We start from the raw sequence: 19,162 nt of genomic DNA, 5'->3' as shown, positions 1-19,162 counted from the left end.
GCGGATATCTACATCTTTCTTTCCCGGAAACTCGATACGCCTACCTGTGTGTCTTTAAAGCATGACGGCATCGACCGACACTTCACAGCACCTGATCGGCACGGGCCAATCAGGCTGACGAAGCAAACGTCCCGGGAGAACATCATGCAATGCAATCGAATCATCGCCGCCGGTATCGCACTGGTGGCAACGGTCACGGCAGGGTCGTGCCTGGCCCAGTCCGCGACGGATCAGCCCGCCCCCTCGACGGCAACATCCATGCAATCCGACACGCCCGCTCCCCTCACGCGCGAGCAGGTCATGCGCGAACAGGCCGACTTCCAGAACAGCGCCCAGGCTGCGGAGATGCGCGAGATTTACCGGGGTGGTAGTTGAGAAGCTTGATGAGGACAACGCACGCGCAAGGAAGATGGCACTAAAAAAGTGAAAACATGGCCACGTTCCGGTGCCTGAAAATGCTATGTGCGTTACCCCACGTTAGAGAATCGATAGCCGCGCGACCGATTTTGTAATTACCTAATCTCCCTTTGCGCGGATGAGCGATCGCAATGAATCGCAACGAGGAGAGAAGGTTATGAAAGCCATTCCATCGATGGTCAAGGCATGCCACGCTCTGATCTTCGCGCTTGCGGTGATGCCTGGGTTATGTTTCGCCCAGGCTAACCTGAACGCACGTTCATTCACCGATGTCGACGATACCGCCGACAGCACGGCCGACAACACGGTCGTATCCACTTCGAACGGACTCGCTTCGATTATCCAGCGTCTGCAATGCGCAGCGGGGCTGAATCCATCCGGCAACACCGCAAGCGTTTCCCTGACGGCGCAAATGGCGACGTATCAGCTTTACAACCCGTCCACGAACGCATTCGATACGGTGAACATGCGCTCGTACAACGGCTGTCCGGTGGGACCGACCATCAGCATCAAGACCGGGTCGACGCTCACGCTCAACTTCACGAACAACCTTCCGAAAAATCCGACCGATACCTGCCCGGCGAGCACCATTCCGGGCATCGAGCACATCACGCCGCATTGCTTCAACGACACGAACATCCACACGCACGGCCTGCATGTCTCGCCGATGGACCCCGCCGACAACGTGCTGCTCACGGTCCATCCGAAAGCCGATGTCCAGGCCAACCCTGCGCTGGGCGCGTATCAGCACAAGTACGTGTACAAGATTCCTTCCGATCATCCGTCGGGGACGTTCTGGTATCACGCGCACCTGCATGGCTCGACGGCAATCGACGTATCGAGCGGCATGGCCGGCGTGCTGATCGTGCGCGGCTCGCGGCAGGCGCGCAGCACCCAGGCGGGCAGCGCGGATATCGACACGATACTCAAGCGCCGTCTGCTCCCGCTGCCGCTGCGTGAACATGTCTTGCTGTTCCAGCAGATCGAGTACGCGTGCTTCTCCGATGCCACCTCCACCACGCCCCTGCTCGATCCCACGACCGGCGAGTGGACCTGCCCGGCGGGCAAGATCGGGCAGATTCGCGGCTATAACAATCAACTCGGCTTTATCTTCGATACGCGCGTGGGCCAGCCACCCGGCGCCAATTCATCGTGGATCGTCTCGGGGCATTACACGCAGATCAACGGCGTGGTGCAGCCGGTCTTTCCGAGTGCGCTGACCTTCGTGCCGGCGGGTGAGGTGCGCCGCTTCCGCATGGTGCATGGCGGCAATCGCGACACGATCAACGTGAAGATCGTGCGTGCGAACCTCGCGGTGCTCGGTGTGGCGGACTCGACTTCGCTGAGCGCGGCACAAGTCAACGCCGCCACCAACACGGCCGCCAACGCACTCTCCAACTCGCGCACCAAGGCATCGCAAACCATCACGCTCGATCAGGTGTGCAGCGGTGAGGTCGTCAAGCAGCTGGAATTCGCCGAAGACGGCATCACGATGACGAACATGCTGGAAAAAGACGTCAACGCGATGAATCCCGGCTATCGCAGCGACGTGCTCGTGGCGTTTCCATCGCCGGGACTTTATTGCGTTCTCGATGAAGCCGCGCCCAGTTCGCAGACCATCAACTTCCGCCCGACCGCGACCAAGGTCAAGGATCGGCGCTTGTTGTCGCTCGCGCGGGTCGGTCCCGGCGTGAATATCCCGAACACGACGGAAGGCAGTCACTCGAAGTACTGGGTCTATATCCGCAATCAGCTTGTCGCGGCCAATCCGCTCCTGCCGTCCACGGTCAAGAGCCAGTTGAATTCGCTGCAATTGACCGCCTTTGCGCCGACCGCCGAAGTGGATGGTCCGATCGAACAGGTGAACAATGCGACGTTCGACATCACGCTTCCGACGGGCTTCACCATCAATGGCGCAGGCTATGATCCCGCCAGCATTCCCGTAACGGGTACACTCGGCACGACCGATGAATGGAACATCACGGCGTCGCCTTTTGCTCCGCACATGTTCCACATCCATATCAACAAGTTCAAGATCATGGACATCAAGAACGGCACGACGTCCATCTTCGATGCGAACGGCGACTGCAACTCCGGAGAAGGCACCGATACCGAGTATTGCCATCTCAAGGGCGTGGTGCGTGACACGCTGTTCATCAAGGCGGGCTATACGCTCACCATGCGCACCGTCTACGAGGATTACACGGGCGAGTTCGTCATGCATTGCCATATCCTCGATCATGAAGACCGCGGCATGATGGAAAACGTGCAGGTGGTCACCAAAGGGCAAGCCATGCTGCAACGTCTGACGAGCCCCATCACGGCGATGTCGAAGGACGCGAACCGCTGGCTCGCGCGTCTTCGTGGCGAGGATGAAACGAAGCTCGCCCTCGCCTCATCGTTGTGTTCCGCAAGGGATTACGCACGGCGTTGACCGGCGAAGCGCCCCGGCCGTGAGGCATAGAATGAGCAGGCGTTCACGCTTTTCATTCAACCCTCACCCGGGAGCAGCGACATGAATGAACTCTATCGCCTCAAAGGTTTGTCGAGCGCGGTGTCCTACCGCGATCCGAAACTCGGCTTTCGCTTTCTCGAAGCGGCATTCGGATTCGAGCCGCTCTTCGTGATCCTCGACGCCAGTGACGAATTCGTCCACGGCGAGCTGACCTTCGGCGACTCGGTTGTCATGATCGGCCGGGAATGGAGCGACGATCATCGCAGCCCGCGTTCCATCGACGGCAAGAACACGCAGTCGGTCCATGTGCAACTCGCGGAGGGCGAGGACGTGGACGCGCATTGCGAACACGCCCGTTCAGCAGGCGCCCTTATCGTTGCGGAGCCGGAGACGCAGTTCTACGGCGAGCGGACCTATCGTGCCAAAGATCCGGAAGGGCATATCTGGACGATCGGCGTGCTGGTGAAGAGGATGACGCCGAAAGAGTGGGATGCGGCGAGCGGGCTGGTTACGCGGGAACGGCTGGACTGAGCACGAGAGTGCGTGTCAGCGGGTGAAGAGCAAACGCTCCGTTTGCCGGATGCTGCCCTCTTGATAGTACGAGGCATACCATCTTTCGCTGTTCTTCTTCAGGCACAAGGGCGCAGGGGCTTTTCCACCCGCCTCGGCGCGCTTGAGCGCCGCCGCGAACGCATAGTGATCCACCAGACGCAAACCTTCGATGGCGAAAACGGTGGCAATCGCTTTGTCATGAATCGCGAACAAGTTGTCGCCGTTCAGCTCTTCTCCAAGCTCGGCCAAATTCGATGAACCGCCAAACACAACGGGATGAGCGCCGTTGAAGTCGACCACCACGAACTTGTGATGAACAATGTGGGCCACGGCGTTGCGCACCTCAAGCTCGGCGTTGAACGGCGGCGGAAACTTCTCGGGGTTCTCCTTCGAATAGACAAGCTCGCCACCCCGATCAGGCGTATAGACTGTCGTTCCATTCACCGTATTGTCGGCGGCTTCGACGTTATCGGAGATGCCGTACGAGAAAACGGTGTGCGAGTTGTGTAGCTCACGCAGTGTTTCCAGCACCTTGCTCGTTCCGCCGAGTTCCATCACGGCGAAGATAACGGAACTCTCGGCGTCCTTCAAGGCAGACAGAAGCGACTCCAATGAAGACGTCGGATGCGCGTGTGGCGCGAAGGACAGCGCGATCGCAGGTAAGCTGGCGTCATCGATATTGAACTCGCTGCGCGCGATGTCGGCTTTCTGGAACGCGGAGGCGTCCATTCCGGTGTCGAATGCTGCCTGGAACGCCGCTGCGTATTTCGCGGCTACCGCCCTGGCGTCAAACACGACAACATGATTTGCGTTGACATACAGTCCGGTGACCGAGAAATTCGTCGACCCGCTCAGCACTCGTATCGCCTGCCCGGACGCATCCCGTTTGATCAACACCTTGTTATGTTGAAAGCGCCCGAACTTGCCACGCTTGAAATTGGCTTGATGCTCCGCTTCCGCTGAGTTGCGGATGAATTCGAACGCCTGCCCGTGTGCGGACTTTGGACTGTGAAGTCTGGCATCGTCGGCAAGCAGGCGTAAGCGTCCGGCTTGCGCTAGCGACGCGAACGCATTGATCATGTCAGGCTCGTTCAGGTCATAGACGCATGCATCGAGCGTGCATGTCGTGTCGGTATGACAGTCGTTCAGAAAGTCGATAATCGCCTGACGTGCATGTCCGCCAAGCCAGGTCCACTGTTCGATGAACGGGCCGGTGGCAAAATTCCATTTTCCCTTGCTCTGCCGGCGCTGAAAGGGCGCATTGTGAAACTTGTCCGCGTAGGCCTGGGATGACAGATAACCGCGCGTGAAAGCCACTTCGATCAGACCGCTCCGGAACGGAGCCACTTCTATTTCGAGCTTGACGCGCTGATCATCGACCAGTTCGATCGACGTGTCATCATTGCCGTCCTTGAAACGTCTGACGATGACCTCATAACGCAGACTTCCTTTCGAGTCTTCCGGCGGAAAGTCGATCCACCAGAACTTCTGAAACGGCGCCGTATTGGAAGGGAAGAATTTGTGATCGTGCGATACGTCCGGATCGGTATAGGCGCCTGCAAAATTCAGACGGTTGCCGAGCCATGTCCAATGTTCATTCGCCGAAGATGAGCGTTGAATGGCGAATCCCGCCAGGCGTTCAGTCAGGTCATCGGCCAGACTGAATGCGAGCAGAACGCAATGGTCGCCCGAGTAAGCCTTGACACTCAGCCCGCTATCCGCGGCTGACGCATTGAAGACTTTGGTCATGTCGACAGGTGTGTTGGGTTGGTTCCGGTGACATCCGGCGTCCATCTCATCGGCGACATCCATCTGCAGAACGCGCCCTATCGTTCTCACAGCCACGCATTCCGGAACGATATCTCTGTATAGGCGCTGCATGGGTTTGATGCAAGTCTCCACCGCAGTGCATTGGATCACTTCGTTGGCATCGGCGCACAAGTCATCTGTTCCCCGGCACGCGCCTTCGCGATAACCCAAGGGACACGCCTGCAACGCTCTCCTCGAGAGGATCCGCAACGGTCGCTCGCAACTCGATTTACTTGACATCTAAACTATTCGACTCTAAATTATCTCCACGAGCAAACGCGAACTGGAGAACCCGGCATGCGCATTGTCTGCATCGGCGGCGGCCCGGCTGGGCTTTACTTCGGCTTGTTGATGAAGCGCCGGCATCCCGCCAGCGAGGTCATCGTGGTCGAGCGCAACCGCCCTTACGACACCTTCGGCTGGGGCGTCGTCTTCTCCGATCAAACCCTGGGCAATCTGCGCGCCGCCGACGCTCCCAGCGCCGAAGCCATTCTCGGTGCCTTCAATCACTGGGACGACATCGAAGTCCATATTAACGGCAGCACGGTCCGTTCGTCGGGTCACGGCTTTTGCGGCATCGGAAGGAAACGTCTGCTCAATATCCTGCAGACGCGTTGTGAAGCACTCGGCGTCAAGCTCGTCTTCGAAACGCACGTCGTGAACGACGAAGACTACGAAGCCGATCTCATCATTGCCTGCGACGGCGCCAACAGCGCGATCCGGCAGAAATACGCCGCCACGTATCAGCCGGATATCGACCTGCGCGACTGCCGATTCGTCTGGCTCGGCACGAACAAATGCTTCGACGCCTTCACGTTCGCGTTCGAAAAGACCGAATGGGGCTGGTTCCAGGCGCATGCGTATCGCTTCGACGACAACACCTCGACCTTCATCGTCGAAGCCCCGGAACGCGTCTGGCGCGCGGCAGGCCTTGCCGACATGAGCAAGGAGGAAGGCATCGCGTTCTGCGAGAAGCTCTTTGCCCGCTATCTCGACGGCCATCCGCTGATTTCCAACGCATCGCATCTGCGCGGTTCCGCGCAGTGGATACGCTTCCCGCGCGTCGTGAATCGCGAGTGGGTTCACTGGCGAGAGGACGCGAACGGCGAGCGCACACCCGTCGTCCTGATGGGCGATGCCGCGCACACCGCGCATTTTTCCATCGGCTCGGGCACGAAGCTCGCGCTGGAAGATGCAATCGAACTGGCGAACAGCATCGACACCGCGTTCGCCAGGCGTGACGGCGATCTCGAAGGCGCGCTCGATCACTACACCCGAGTCCGCAGCGTGGATGTCCTGCGCATCCAGAACGCCGCGCGCAATTCGACTGAATGGTTCGAAAACGTGGACCGCTACGCGTCGTTCGAGCCGGAGCAATTCGCTTACTCGCTGCTGACCCGCTCGCAACGCATCTCGCACGAAAACCTGCGCGAACGCGACGCGCGCTATCTCGCGTCGTTCGAACACTGGCTCGCGGAACGCTCGGGCATCGTGCGCGACACGAACCAGCGCGCCGTCCCGCCGATGTTCACGCCCTTCACGCTGCGCGGCGTCACGCTGAAGAACCGCATTGTCGTATCGCCGATGGCGCAGTATTCCGCCGTCGATGGCATCGCGGGCGACTATCACCTGATGCATCTCGGCGCGCGCGCCATGGGCGGCGCCGCGCTCGTGATGACGGAGATGACTTGCGTGTCAGCGGAGGCTCGCATCACGCCGGGATGCCCCGGCATGTACACGTCCGGGCAGCTTGCGGCGTGGCGGCGCATCGTCGCGTTCGTGCATGCGCAGTCGGACGCGAAGATCGGCATGCAGCTCGGTCATGCGGGCGCGAAGGCATCGACGCGATTGGCCTGGGAAGGCATCGATCAACCGCTTCCGGACGGCAACTGGCCGCTCGTCTCCGCATCGCCGCAGCAGTATCTGCGCGACGTGAGCCAGTGGTCGCGCGAAGCCTCGCACGACGACCTGCGCGAGATCGAGGCGCAATTCGTGCGCGCCACCCGCATGGCCGATGAAGCGGGCTTCGACTGGCTCGAACTGCATTGCGCGCATGGCTATTTCCTGTCGAGCTTTCTGTCGCCGCTCACGAACCGTCGCACCGATGAATACGGCGGCTCGCTCGAGAACCGCTTGCGCTACCCGTTGCAGGTCTTCAGCGCGATGCGCGTCGTCTGGCCGCAGGACAAGCCGATGTCAGTCCGCATTTCGGCGCACGACTGGGTCGATGGCGGCACGACTCCCGACGATGCCGTGCAGATCGCACGCGCATTCAAGGCGGCGGGCGCCGACATGATCGACGTCTCGTCGGGCCAGGTCAGCAAGGACGAAAAGCCGGTGTACGGGCGCATGTTCCAGACGCCCTTCGCCGACCGCATCCGCAACGAGGCAGGCATCGCCACGATGGCCGTGGGCGCGATCTCCGAGGCGGATCACGTCAACAGCATCATCGCTGCCGGACGCGCCGACCTGTGCGCGGTGGCGCGCCCGCATCTCGCCAATCCATCGTGGACGCTGACCGAAGCCGCGAAGATCGGCTATTTCGATATCGCGTGGCCTCGCCAATATGCCGCCGCGAAATCGCAACTCGAACGCAATCTGGAGCGCGAGCGTGCCAGCGCCGCCGAGCATGCGAGTCTCAGTCCGCAAGAACGCGCACAACGCGCCGAAGGAAGCGTCTGATCATGTTCTCTCTGAACGGCAAACATGCGGTGATAACCGGTGGCGGCAGCGGCATAGGCGCTGCATGCGCGGAAGCGCTGGCGCAAGCCGGTGCGCGCATCACGTTGATGGGCCGCGACCTTGCGCGCCTGGAAGCGCAACGCGATGCAATGCGCAGTTACGCGGACGCAGCCTGCGTGCCGGTAGACGTGACCGATGAAGCCGCAGTCGCCGCTGCCTTCGCGCGTGCCGTGGAACGCCATGGCCCGGTCGATGTGCTCGTCAACAACGCGGGCCATGCCCAGGCCGCACCCTTCGCGCAAACCGATGCCGCATTGTGGCAACGCATGCTCGACGTGAACCTCACAGGCGTGTTTCTCTGTACCCGCGCCGTGCTGCCATCGATGCTCGAACGCGGCTTCGGCCGCATCGTCAACGTCGCGAGCACGGCCGGGCAGACCGGCTATGCCTACGTCGCCGCCTATTGCGCCGCGAAGCACGGCGTCATCGGCCTGACGCGCGCGCTGGCCGCCGAAGTCGCGACAAAGGGCGTCACGGTCAACGCCGTCTGTCCCGGCTATACGGAGACAGAGTTACTGCGTTCATCGCTCGACCAGATCATGTCGAAGACCTCGCGCAGCGAGCAGGACGCACGCGAAGCGCTCATGCGCAACAATCCGCAACGCCGTTTCATCCAGCCCGAGGAAGTCGCCAGTGCCGTGCTGTGGCTCTGCGCGCCCGCATCGGCTTCGATGAACGGCCAGTCCATTTCCGTTTCCGGTGGAGAAGTCACGTGACGCAAGCCGCACGCAACCGAAAAGCGCCCGCCGCCGGCGACGCAAAAGCCCCGCGCAAGGGCGTCGAAAAGCCGGCGGACAATGTCGTCGATCTCGAAATGAGCACTGGCGCGGACAGCCACATGGGCCTGCGTCTGTGGCTGCGCATGCTGACCACGACCAACCTCGTCCAGGCCGAACTGCGCAAGCGCCTGCGCGCCGAGTTCGACACCACGCTGCCGCGCTTCGATCTGATGGCGCAGCTCGAACGGCATCCGCAAGGGCTCAGGATGACCGAGTTGTCGCGCCGCATGATGGTCACGGGCGGCAACGTGACGGGCATCACGGATCAGCTCGAAAAGGAAGGGCTCGTGTCGCGCTACGCCGATCCCGACGACCGCCGTTCGATCAGCGTTCGCCTCACGCCGCAAGGCCGCGCATCGTTCGACAAGATGGCTGCCGCTCACGAGCAATGGGTCGTCGAGATGTTTGGCGGACTCGAACTGAACGAGAAGTCGCAGACGCATCAGCGCCTCGGCAAACTCAAGCAGCATCTGTTGAAGACATTCAAGGAATGAAGGAGCGATCGATGAGCTCATCCGCCGCCGCAGCGCTTCTCGCCGGCAACCGCATCGAACTCGCGGGGTATCGCGCGCAACATGTCCTGTGGTGCGTGGCGGGCGGTGTCGGGACGATCACGCTGAACCGGCCCGAACGCAAGAATCCGTTGACCTTCGAATCGTATGCCGAGCTGCGCGACCTGTTTCGCCAGTTGGCGTATGCGACGGACGTGCATGCCGTCGTGATCCAGGGCGCGGGCGAGAACTTCTGCTCCGGCGGCGACGTGCATGACATCATCGCGCCGCTGATCGATCTGCCGATGCCCGAGCTGCTGCTCTTCACGCGCATGACCGGTGATCTCGTCAAGGCCATGCGCCATTGCCCGCAACCGGTGATCGCAGCGGTGGACGGCGTCTGCGCGGGCGCGGGCGCCATTCTCGCGATGGCATCGGATCTGCGGCTCGGCACCGCGCGCAGCAAGCTTGCGTTTCTGTTCACGCGCGTCGGGCTTGCGGGCTGCGACATGGGCGCGTGTTCGATCCTGCCGCGCATCATCGGGCAGGGGCGCGCGTCGGAACTGCTGTTCACAGGCCGCTCGGCGTCGGGCGAGGAAGCACATGCCTGGGGGTTCTACAACCGCCTGTGCGAACCGGATTCCCTGCGCGATGAAGCCGCACGCCTCGCCGCGGATCTGGTCGCGGGACCGACCTTCGCTCACGGCATCACGAAGAAGATGCTGCATCAGGAATGGAACATGGGCATCGACGAAGCGATCGAAGCCGAAGCACAGGCACAGGCCATCTGCATGAGCACGCGCGACTTCGAGCGCGCCTACCGCGCCTTCGCCGCCAAGTCCCGCCCCGTGTTCGAAGGAGACTGAATTGACCGTCGATCCGCACAGCGCGCTCGCGTGGCCGTTTTTCGAGGACCGTCATCGTAAGCTGGCTTGCGAGGCCGATGCATGGGCATCGGCGCATCTGAAGCACATCGATCACGCCGATCCTGACACCGCCTGCAAGCAGCTTGCGCGCATGCTCGGCGAGGCGGGCTGGTTGAGGCACTGCATCGGCGGCACCGCTTACGGCGCGTCGGGCGATGCCATCGATACGCGCGCCGTCTGTCTGCTGCGCGAAACGTTCGCGAAGCACGACGGTCTGGCGGATTTCGCGTTCGCGATGCAAGGGCTCGGCTCGGGCGCCATCACGCTCGCCGGCACCGATGCACAGAAGCAACGCTACTTGCCGCGCGTTGCAGCCGGCACGGCGCTGGCGGCGTTCGCGCTGTCGGAGCCCGAAGCCGGCTCGGACGTAGCCGCGATGTCGCTGCAAGCTCACGCCGATGGCGACACCTACGTGCTGAACGGCGAGAAGACCTGGATTTCGAACGGCGGTATCGCGGATTTCTATGTGGTGTTCGCGCGTACAGGCGAAGCGCCGGGTGCGCGAGGCATCAGCGCGTTCATCGTCGATGCAGACACCGACGGGCTCGAGATTGCCGAGCGCATCGACGTGATCGCGCCGCATCCGCTCGCGCGGCTGCGTTTCAACGCGCTGAACGTGCCGCGCAACCAGATGCTCGGCGCGCCTGGCGAAGGCTTCAGGCTGGCGATGCGCACGCTCGACATCTTCCGCACCTCGGTCGCGGCAGCGTCGCTGGGCTTTGCGCGGCGTGCGCTGCAAGAAGGTCTGGCGCGCGCAACATCACGCCAGATGTTCGGCCAGACCCTCGGCGACTTCCAGCTGACGCAGGCGAAACTCGCGCAGATGGCGTTGACCATCGATACCAGCGCGCTGCTCGTCTATCGCGCGGCCTGGCTGCGCGATCAGGGCGAACGCGTCACGCGCGAAGCCGCCATGGCGAAATGGCATGCGACCGAAGGCGCGCAGCAGGTCATCGACGCAGCCGTGCAACTGTGGGGCGGGCTCGGCGTGAAGCGCGGCATGGCAGTGGAGTCGCTGTATCGCGAGATTCGCGCGCTGCGCATCTATGAGGGCGCCACCGAGGTCCAGCAACTGATTGTCGGGCGCGATCTGCTGAAGGTGAAGGGAGACAGCACGCGATGACACCCACCTTCGAGATGCCGGTACGCATCCGCTTCGCGCACTGCGATCCGGCCGGCATCGTCTACTTTCCGCAATACCTCGTGATGACGAATGCGCTGGTCGAAGACTGGTTCGACGACGCGCTCGGCATCGAGTATGCGCACATGATTTCGGTGCGCCGCGTCGGGCTGCCCATCGTCAAGCTCAACTGCGAATTCTCGCGTCCCAGCCGTCTCGGCGAAACCGTGACGCTCTCGCTGAGTGTCGATTCGGTGGGGCAGCGTTCGGTGCGCATCGGGATCGTGTGCCAGTGCAACGGCGAAGTGCGCTTCCGCTCCAGACAGGTTCTCGTGACGACCTCGCTCGACGATGGCCGTTCAATCGACATTCCCGGCGACATCGCCCGCGCCATCGAACAGTTCGCGCCGGGCACGAGCCGCGCCTTGCAGGAGGAATCGGACACATGAAGAAAACGCTTCTGCCTCCGGGCTGGATCAAGCCGCGCGGCTATGCGAACGGCGTCGCGGTGCGTGGCACGCAGGTGTACATCGCCGGCCAGATTGGCTGGGACGAACAGGCGCGCTTCGTCAGCCGCGAGTTCGGCGCGCAGGCCGCGCAGGCGCTGCGCAACGTGGCGGCCGTGCTGCGCGAGGCAGGCGGCAAGCCGGACCACATCGTGCGCATGACCTGGTACGTGACCGACAAGCGCGCGTATCTCGCGGCGGCGAAGGAGATCGGTGCGGCGTTTCGCGAGCATATCGGCGACTACGACATCGCGATGAGCGCCGTGCAGGTCGTCGCGCTGATCGAAGACGATGCGCTGGTGGAAATCGAAGCAACGGCTGTCATTCCCGACTGAACGGAGCGCGCCATGGAACCGTCCGCACACGTCGATACCTTCGCGCGCGATTCATTGCCGCCTCAGGATCAATGGCCCGTGCTTCTGCTGGACCATGCCGACACTGCTTATCCGCCGCGCCTGAATTGCGCGACCGAACTGCTGGACCGGGCCATCGATGCCGGTCATGGCGAGCGTCCCGCCATCTGGTCGGACGTAGACGGCGCGCCGCACGCGACGACTTATCGGGAACTGAATGCGCTCGTGAATCGCAGCGCCCATGTGCTCGTCGATGAAATGGGCCTGCGTCCCGGTAACCGGCTGTTGCTGCGCGGACCGAATACCTTGCAGATGGCGGTGGCGTTCCTCGCGGCGTTGAAAGCGGGGTTGGTCGTCGTGCCGACCATGCCGCTGCTGCGCGCGAAGGAACTGAAGCAGATCATCGACAAGGCGCGCATCTCGGCGGCGCTCTGCGACGTGCGCCTCACCGAAGAACTCGCGCGCTGTCGCGAGGCGGGCGAGCATCATTGCGCCACGCTCACGCAAGTCTTCACCTTCCACGACGATGCCCCGGACGCGCTGGAGGTGCTGGCGGCATCGAAGCCCGATCATTTCGACGCCTGCGACACCGCCGCCGACGATGTCTGCCTCATCGCGTTCACGAGCGGCACGACGGGCGCGCCGAAGGGCTGCATGCACTTTCATCGCGACGTGCTCGCGATGTGCGACCTGTTCCCGCGCCATATCCTCAAGCCCACGCCCGACGATGTGTTCTGCGGCACGCCGCCGCTCGCGTTCACGTTCGGGCTCGGCGGGCTGCTGTGCTTTCCGTTGCGCGCCGGGGCATCCACGGTGCTGCTGGAAAAGCTCACGCCCGAGTCCTTGCTGCACACCATCGAGCGCTTCAAGGCCAGCATCGTGTTCACCGCGCCGACCTTCTATCGGCAGATGGCGCCGCTGATCGGCCGCTTCGATGTATCGAGCCTGAAAAAAACCGTCTCCGCCGGCGAAGCCTTGCCTGCCTCCACGCGCGCTCTGTGGCGTGACGCGAGCGGGATCGAGATGATCGATGGTATTGGCGGCACGGAGATGATCCATATCTTCATCTCGTCGGCGGGCGCGGAGGTGCGCGATCAGGCCATCGGCCGCGCGGTGCCTGGCTATGTCGTGCAGGCCGTCGACGACGCCATGCAGCCCGTGCCGCCCGGCACCCTCGGCAAGCTCGCGGTGCGCGGTCCGACCGGTTGCCGCTATCTGTCGGACCCGCGTCAGCAGAACTTCGTGCGCGACGGCTGGAACCTGCCCGGCGATGCTGTCGTGATCGATGAAGACGGCTATGTGTTCTATCAGGCGCGCGCCGACGACATGATCGTCTCGGCGGGCTACAACATCTCCGGGCCCGAAGTGGAAAGCGTGCTGATGAAGCACGAAGCCGTGGCGGAGTGCGGCGTGATCGGCGTGCCGGACGAGACGCGCGGCCAGATCGTGAAGGCTTTCGTCGTGCTCAATCCCGGTTTTATCGGCGATGATGCGCTTACCGCCGAGTTGCAGGCCTTCGTGAAGCGCAACGTCGCGCCCTACAAGTATCCGCGTCTGGTGACCTTCCTCGCGGCCTTGCCGCGCACGGAGACCGGCAAGCTCAAGCGTTTCGCATTGCGGGCGCTGTAGAACCGCGTCGCGAGAAAAAAAGTCGGCTCGGGTAGAGTAGGGTTCGCGTCCGCCGCAGGGCGGCCAGCCAACTCTTCCGGGCAACAAGAACAATGATCAACAGACGACGCACTCTCGCCGTATCCCTCCTTGCCGCGCTCGCCCTGTCTTCACAGGCTGCATCGGCTGCGAGCAAGACGCTCGTGTTCTGTTCCGAAGGCAGCCCCGCCGGTTTCGATTCCGCGCAGTACACCACCAGCACCGACTTCGACGCGGGCGCTCACGCCGTCTACGACACGCTGGTCGAATTCAAGCGCGGCACGCTGGATCTCACGCCCGGACTCGCCGAGAAATGGGACGAGTCGCCGGATGCGAAGACCTTCACCTTCCATCTGCGACGCGGCGTGAAGTTCCAGTCGACACCCTGGTTCAAACCGACGCGCGACTTCAACGCCGACGACGTGGTGTTCACGTTCAAGCGCATGATCGACCCGAACGAGCCGTTCCAGAAGGCGCATCCGGTCAGCTTTCCCTATCTGACCGATCTCGGCTACGACAAGAACATCGCCTCGGTCGAGAAGCTCGACGACAACACGGTCCGCTTCACGCTGAAGACGCCGGACGTGGTGTTCGTGCGCAATGTCGCGATGGAATTCGCATCGATCGTCTCGGCCGAGTATGCGGCGCAATTGCTCAAGCAGGGCAAGCCGGAAGATATCAACCAGAAGCCGGTGGGCACCGGCGCGTTCGTGTTCCGCGACTACCAGAAGGACTCGACCATCCGCTACGAAGTGAATCCGACTTATTGGAACCGCAAGGACGTGCATATCGACAAGCTCGTCTTCTCGATCACGCCCGACGCGGCCGTGCGTCAGCAGAAGCTCGCGAGCGGCGAATGCCAGGTGACGTCGTTCCCGCGTCCCGCCGACATCGCCACATCGAAACAGGACTCGAAACTCACGGTGCTGTCGGGCGTCGGTTTCAACGTGGCCTATGTCGGCTACAACACGACCCACAAGCCGCTCGACAACGTGAAGGTGCGCCGCGCGCTGGACATGGCAATCGACAAGCAAGCGATCATCAAGACCGTCTACGAAGGCGCGGCCACGGTGGCGACCAATCCGATGCCGCCCTCGCAATGGTCCTATAACAAGGCGCTGAAGGACGCGCCGCGCGACCCCGCGAAGGCGAAGGCGCTGCTGAAGGAAGCGGGCTTTCCGGACGGCTTCACGATCACGCTGTGGGCCATGCCGGTGCAGCGCGGCTATAACCCGAACGCGCGTCTGATGGCGCAGCTGATCCAGTCCGACTGGGCGAAGATCGGCGTGAAGGCGAACATCGTGACGTACGAATGGGCCGAGTACAACAAGCGCGCGAAGACCGACGGCGAACACGACGCCATTCTTTACGGCTGGCTCGGCGACAACGGCGATCCTGACAACTGGCTCGGCACCACGCTGGGCTGCGACGCGGTGCACGGCAGCAACATGGCGAAGTGGTGCAACAAGCAGTTCGACGACCTGCTTGCGAAGGCCCGGCTCATCACGGATCAGAACGCGCGCACGAAGCTGTACGAGGAAGCGCAGGTGGTGTTCAAGGATCAGGTGCCGTACACGCCGCTCGCGCACGCCAACATCTTCCAGCCGATCTCGAAGCGCGTTCACGGCTATCTGATCAGCCCGCTTGGCGGACACCGCTTCGACGGCATCACGCTCGATTGAGCGCCGCGCGGGGAGTTCAGCCTCCGCGATACCAGGCGTCGATGCTGTCGCGCTGCTCGTGCTTTCCGGGCTGCGTGCGATGGGCGTCGACGCCGCGCACCGCGTGCGGCGACGCCTTGGCACCGGCGAATCGGTCCGCATGTGAAACCCGGCAGACGCGTTTCGACATGCTGCAATCGCCGGCTAACGCAGGCACGGCGGACCATGCCACGCTCGCGGCGAGAAGAATGATGATGAACTGGGGTTTCATGGCGGCTTCCTTCGCGGATCGATAACGTCACGCGCCCCAAAGTGCATGGCCCATGCCAGTGTGCGCGGCAGATGCCCGCAAAGCCCGTCATGAAAGGGCGAGCGCGTCAGCGCACGCGGCCGCCGCATGCTCCATGTGTCGGCGGCACGACGACGCTCTGAAGCCGCCCTGTTCGCGCGTCTCCGACACCGCCATGCAGCCGTGTCGTTTTCCGCCGGTTTCCAGACGCGTGAGCGAAGGCAGTCAGGCGCGATGATCCGCACACTCCCTAGCCTGCACTACAGGAGTGAGACTAGTGAGCCCCACGCACGCGCGTCATGCCGCCTCGCAGCCGTCACCGCCCGTCACGCTTGACGACATCACCGTCGTCGATCACGCGCTGCTCAAACGCGCGGTCGGCGCAATGGCGCTGGGCAATGCCATGGAGTGGTTCGATTTCGGCGTCTACAGCTATATCGCCGTGGTGCTGGGCCAGGTGTTCTTTCCGTCGAGCAGTCCGTCCGCGCAACTGATCGCGACCTTCGGCACCTTCGCGGCAGCCTTTCTCGTGCGGCCCATTGGCGGCATGGTGTTCGGCCCGCTCGGCGACCGCATCGGCCGCCAGCGCGTGCTCGCGATGACGATGATCATGATGGCCGCCGGCACCTTCTGCATCGGCCTCATTCCGGCCTATACGTCGATCGGCATCTTCGCGCCCGTCCTGCTGCTGCTCGCCCGGCTCGTGCAGGGCTTCTCCACCGGCGGCGAATACGGTGGCGCGGCGACCTTCATCGCCGAGTTCTCCACCGATGCGCGGCGCGGCTTCTTCGGCAGCTTCCTCGAAGTGGGCACGCTGGTGGGCTACATCCTCGGCGCGGGCACCGTCGCCCTGCTGACCGCCTTGCTGCCGCATGATGCGCTGCTCTCGTGGGGCTGGCGCGTGCCGTTCATGATCGCCGGGCCGCTGGGTCTGGTCGGCCTGTACATCCGCATGAAGCTGGAGGAAACGCCTGCGTTCAAGAAGGAGGCGCAGGCGCGCGAGAAGGACGAGCGCTCGCGGCCGAAGGAATCGTTCGTGCAGTTGCTGTCGCATCAGGGCAAGCCGATGCTGCAATGCGTCGGCCTCGTGCTGATCTTCAACGTCACCGACTACATGGCGCTTTCGTATCTGCCGAGCTATCTGTCGGCGACGCTGCATTTCGCCGAGACGCGCGGCCTGCTGCTCGTGCTGCTCGTCATGCTGCTGATGATCCCGATGACGCTGTGCGCCGGCCACCTCTCCGATCGTCTCGGCCGCCGGCCCGTGATGATGGCTGGGTGTATCGGCCTGTTCGCGCTCTCGATTCCGGCGCTGCTGCTCGTGCGCACCGGTGCGCCTTCTCTCGTGTTTCTCGGCCTGCTGATGTTCGGCGCGCTGCTGTCCACCTTTACCGGCGTCATGCCTTCTTCCCTGCCCGCCCTCTTCCCGACGCGCATCCGCTACGGCGCGCTGGCGATCGGCTTCAATGTTTCGGTATCGCTGTTCGGCGGCACGACGCCGCTGGTCACGGCATGGCTCGTCGATGCAACCGGCAACCTGATGATGCCCGCCTACTATCTGATGGCGGCCTCGGTGATCGGCATGATGTCGGTGTTCGCGCTGCAAGAAAGCGCGCGCAAGCCGTTGCCTGGCTCAAGTCCGTGTGTCGGCACGCAGGGAGAAGCGCTCGCCCTCGCCCGCACGAAACTCAAGGTCGTGCATTCGGGCAAGGGCGAAGTCGTGTTGAAGAAGAAGCGCGCTTAGGTTTGCCCGTGCTCAGGCTGAAAGTGTCTGTCGCAAGGCCTGGAGAAAGCGGAGATACGCGGTCGCGCCAGGGTCGGCATGACCGATACTGCGCTCCTGCACCCACGCCGCACGGCCTTTCCTCGACTGCATCGCGGCCGTTGCGTTGACCTGCTCGTCGGCCTTCGCGATCATCGCATCGAGCGCGTCACTGGTGCTGCCCTGCGACGCGGCCAGCACGTCGAGGCTCGGCACGAGCGCATCGAGCACGGTCTTGTCGCCGACCTGACTCTTGCCGCGCTCGATGATGCGACCGGCCACCGCCTGACCGATCGCGAGCACATCATCGCGGTTCAACGCGTCCTTGCCGTTCACCGTCTTCGCCGCCGCGAGCAGTCCGCCGCCGATCAGCGCCGCGAACGTCGATGGATTCGCCGTCGAAAACGCCTTTGCGGCCGCCAGCAGCGTTTCGTTCAGCGCCGCTTCGGCGGGCAGCGCGGCCAGCGCCTTCACCACGGCCACCGATCCCGACTGCACCGTAATGCCGAGATCGCCGTCGCCGAGCGCTGCGTCGAGATCACGCAGCTCATCGGCATGGGCAGGCAGCGCGTTCAGCGTGCGCGTGAGGATGTCGCGAAGCTCCTGGCTCGTCACACTCATGGATCGCTCCTTCAGGATTCGGTGCCGTCGCGGAAGAAAGGCGAGCGCGCGGGGGCGTCGAGCAGCGCTTCGAGTTCGCCGTCGAGCAGCATGAGGGTGATCGACGCACCTGCCATTTCCAGGCTCGTCACGTATTCGCCGACATACGAACGCGCGATCTTCAGCCCTTGATCCGCGATCAGCTTCGCCGAGCGCCGGTACAGCAGATACAGTTCTTCGAGCGGCGTCGCGCCCAGCCCGTTCACCAGCAGCGCGACGCGCGAGCCCTTCGGAGCGGCGAGATCGCTGGTGATCTGCGTGGTGATGCGCTCGGCGATCGCATCGGCGGATTCCAGCTTGCCGCGATGCGTGCCCGGTTCGCCATGAATGCCGACGCCGATCTCCATTTCCCCTTCGGGCAGCGTGAAGGTGGGCTTTCCGGCGGCGGGGAGAATGGTGGGCGAGAGGCCGACGCCCATCGTGCGGCAGTTGGCATTGGCCTTCGCGCAGATGCGCGTCACGTCGTCGAGCGAATCGCCGCGCTCCGCCGCCGCGCCCGCGCACTTGAACGCGAACACCATGCCAGCGACGCCGCGCCGGTCGGCTGCGCGGTCTTTCGGTGCGGAGGCGACGTCATCGGTGAGCACGACCGTCTTCACGTCGATGCCTTCAGCCTCCGCCAGATCCGCCGCGAGATCGAAGTTGAGCACGTCGCCACCGTAGTTGCCGTACACATACAGCACGCCCGCGCCGCCGCTCACGGCCTTGGTCGCTTCGAAAATCTGCTCGGACGACGGCGACGAGAACACGTTGCCCACCGCGACGCCGCTGCACAAGCCCTCGCCTACGTAACCCAGAAAGCCCGGCAGATGGCCCGAGCCGCCGCCCGTCACGATGCCGACACGGCCCTTGCCCGGCGCATCGGCGCGAACCAGTGCGCGCTGATCGGCGGTGGCGGCGCGGATCCAGTGCGGATGGGCGAGCAGCAGCGCCTCGATGATCTCGTCGACGAATTCGTCCGGCTGGTTGATGATTTTCTTCATGGTGGGCGTC

17 protein-coding genes are annotated in these 19,162 nt (G+C 63.2%); 13 read left to right on the top strand and 4 right to left on the bottom strand.

Going from position 1 to position 19,162, the window contains the following annotated elements; genetic code table 11:
* The first annotated feature begins 144 nt into the window (after positions 1-144).
* The 3 genes from QCE64_RS21175 (at position 145) to QCE64_RS21165 (ending at position 3,403) form a co-directional block, all read left to right on the top strand.
* On the top strand, positions 145-375 hold the full coding sequence (locus QCE64_RS21175; protein WP_309923254.1) for a hypothetical protein: 231 nt from the start codon (positions 145-147) through the stop codon (positions 373-375).
* A 199-nt stretch (positions 376-574) separates the two neighbouring features.
* Positions 575-2,851, top strand: coding sequence for a multicopper oxidase domain-containing protein (locus QCE64_RS21170; protein ID WP_310006062.1), 2,277 nt, complete (start codon positions 575-577; stop codon positions 2,849-2,851).
* 81 nt (positions 2,852-2,932) lie between these two features.
* Positions 2,933-3,403: a VOC family protein gene (locus QCE64_RS21165; RefSeq protein ID WP_310006060.1), complete on the top strand. Its 471-nt coding sequence runs from the start codon at positions 2,933-2,935 to the stop codon at positions 3,401-3,403.
* 15 nt (positions 3,404-3,418) lie between these two features.
* On the opposite strand, the gene QCE64_RS21160 is transcribed toward QCE64_RS21165, so the two are convergent.
* Complete coding sequence (locus tag QCE64_RS21160) at positions 3,419-5,404, bottom strand: phospholipase D-like domain-containing protein (RefSeq protein ID WP_310006058.1); 1,986 nt, start codon at positions 5,402-5,404, stop codon at positions 3,419-3,421.
* A gap of 126 nt (positions 5,405-5,530) precedes the next feature.
* Between QCE64_RS21160 and QCE64_RS21155 the strand changes: the two genes are divergently transcribed.
* From QCE64_RS21155 to QCE64_RS21115, 9 genes are all read left to right on the top strand, one after another.
* Positions 5,531-7,915 carry a bifunctional salicylyl-CoA 5-hydroxylase/oxidoreductase gene (locus QCE64_RS21155; RefSeq protein WP_310006056.1) on the top strand — a complete coding sequence of 795 codons (2,385 nt, stop codon included), beginning with the start codon at positions 5,531-5,533 and terminating at the stop codon, positions 7,913-7,915.
* Between the two features lie 2 nt (positions 7,916-7,917).
* Entirely contained in the window at positions 7,918-8,691 is a 774-nt protein-coding gene (locus QCE64_RS21150) for an SDR family NAD(P)-dependent oxidoreductase (protein WP_310006054.1), read from the top strand.
* Positions 8,688-9,248: a MarR family transcriptional regulator gene (locus tag QCE64_RS21145; protein ID WP_309923241.1), complete on the top strand. Its 561-nt coding sequence runs from the start codon at positions 8,688-8,690 to the stop codon at positions 9,246-9,248. The genes QCE64_RS21150 and QCE64_RS21145 overlap by 4 nt, the downstream gene beginning before the upstream one ends.
* Positions 9,249-9,259: 11 nt before the next feature.
* Positions 9,260-10,111, top strand: coding sequence for an enoyl-CoA hydratase family protein (locus tag QCE64_RS21140; RefSeq protein WP_309933047.1), 852 nt, complete (start codon positions 9,260-9,262; stop codon positions 10,109-10,111).
* A 1-nt stretch (position 10,112) separates the two neighbouring features.
* A complete protein-coding gene (locus QCE64_RS21135) occupies positions 10,113-11,294 on the top strand; it encodes an acyl-CoA dehydrogenase family protein (protein WP_310006052.1) in 1,182 nt (393 codons plus the stop codon).
* Positions 11,291-11,740, top strand: coding sequence for a thioesterase family protein (locus tag QCE64_RS21130; RefSeq protein ID WP_309818371.1), 450 nt, complete (start codon positions 11,291-11,293; stop codon positions 11,738-11,740). The genes QCE64_RS21135 and QCE64_RS21130 overlap by 4 nt, the downstream gene beginning before the upstream one ends.
* On the top strand, positions 11,737-12,132 hold the full coding sequence (locus QCE64_RS21125) for a RidA family protein (RefSeq protein WP_309923235.1): 396 nt from the start codon (positions 11,737-11,739) through the stop codon (positions 12,130-12,132). Before QCE64_RS21130 ends, QCE64_RS21125 begins: the two co-directional genes overlap by 4 nt.
* Positions 12,133-12,144: 12 nt before the next feature.
* The gene (locus QCE64_RS21120; protein ID WP_310006049.1) at positions 12,145-13,779 is read left to right on the top strand and encodes an AMP-binding protein; all 1,635 of its coding nucleotides are present in this window, start codon (positions 12,145-12,147) and stop codon (positions 13,777-13,779) included.
* A 92-nt stretch (positions 13,780-13,871) separates the two neighbouring features.
* Positions 13,872-15,479, top strand: coding sequence for an ABC transporter substrate-binding protein (locus tag QCE64_RS21115; protein WP_309923230.1), 1,608 nt, complete (start codon positions 13,872-13,874; stop codon positions 15,477-15,479).
* Positions 15,480-15,495: 16 nt separating this feature from the next.
* Here the strand turns inward: QCE64_RS21115 and QCE64_RS21110 are convergent, their stop codons facing one another.
* Complete coding sequence (locus QCE64_RS21110; protein ID WP_309933039.1) at positions 15,496-15,729, bottom strand: hypothetical protein; 234 nt, start codon at positions 15,727-15,729, stop codon at positions 15,496-15,498.
* 295 nt (positions 15,730-16,024) lie between these two features.
* Here QCE64_RS21110 and proP point away from each other — a divergent pair, with 295 nt between their 5' ends.
* A complete protein-coding gene (proP, locus tag QCE64_RS21105) occupies positions 16,025-17,491 on the top strand; it encodes a glycine betaine/L-proline transporter ProP (protein ID WP_310006046.1) in 1,467 nt (488 codons plus the stop codon).
* Positions 17,492-17,503: 12 nt separating this feature from the next.
* On the opposite strand, the gene QCE64_RS21100 is transcribed toward proP, so the two are convergent.
* Entirely contained in the window at positions 17,504-18,130 is a 627-nt protein-coding gene (locus QCE64_RS21100; protein ID WP_310006044.1) for a DAK2 domain-containing protein, read from the bottom strand.
* 11 nt (positions 18,131-18,141) lie between these two features.
* The gene (locus QCE64_RS21095; RefSeq protein WP_310006042.1) at positions 18,142-19,152 is read right to left on the bottom strand and encodes a dihydroxyacetone kinase subunit DhaK; all 1,011 of its coding nucleotides are present in this window, start codon (positions 19,150-19,152) and stop codon (positions 18,142-18,144) included.
* Between the last annotated feature and the right edge of the window lie 10 nt (positions 19,153-19,162).

It is taken from the genome of Caballeronia sp. LZ043 (genome assembly GCF_031451075.1).
GTDB lineage: Bacteria > Pseudomonadota > Gammaproteobacteria > Burkholderiales > Burkholderiaceae > Caballeronia.
The sequence above is the reverse complement of the archived record's forward strand: the minus strand, read 5'-3'. Positions and strand labels throughout refer to the sequence as shown.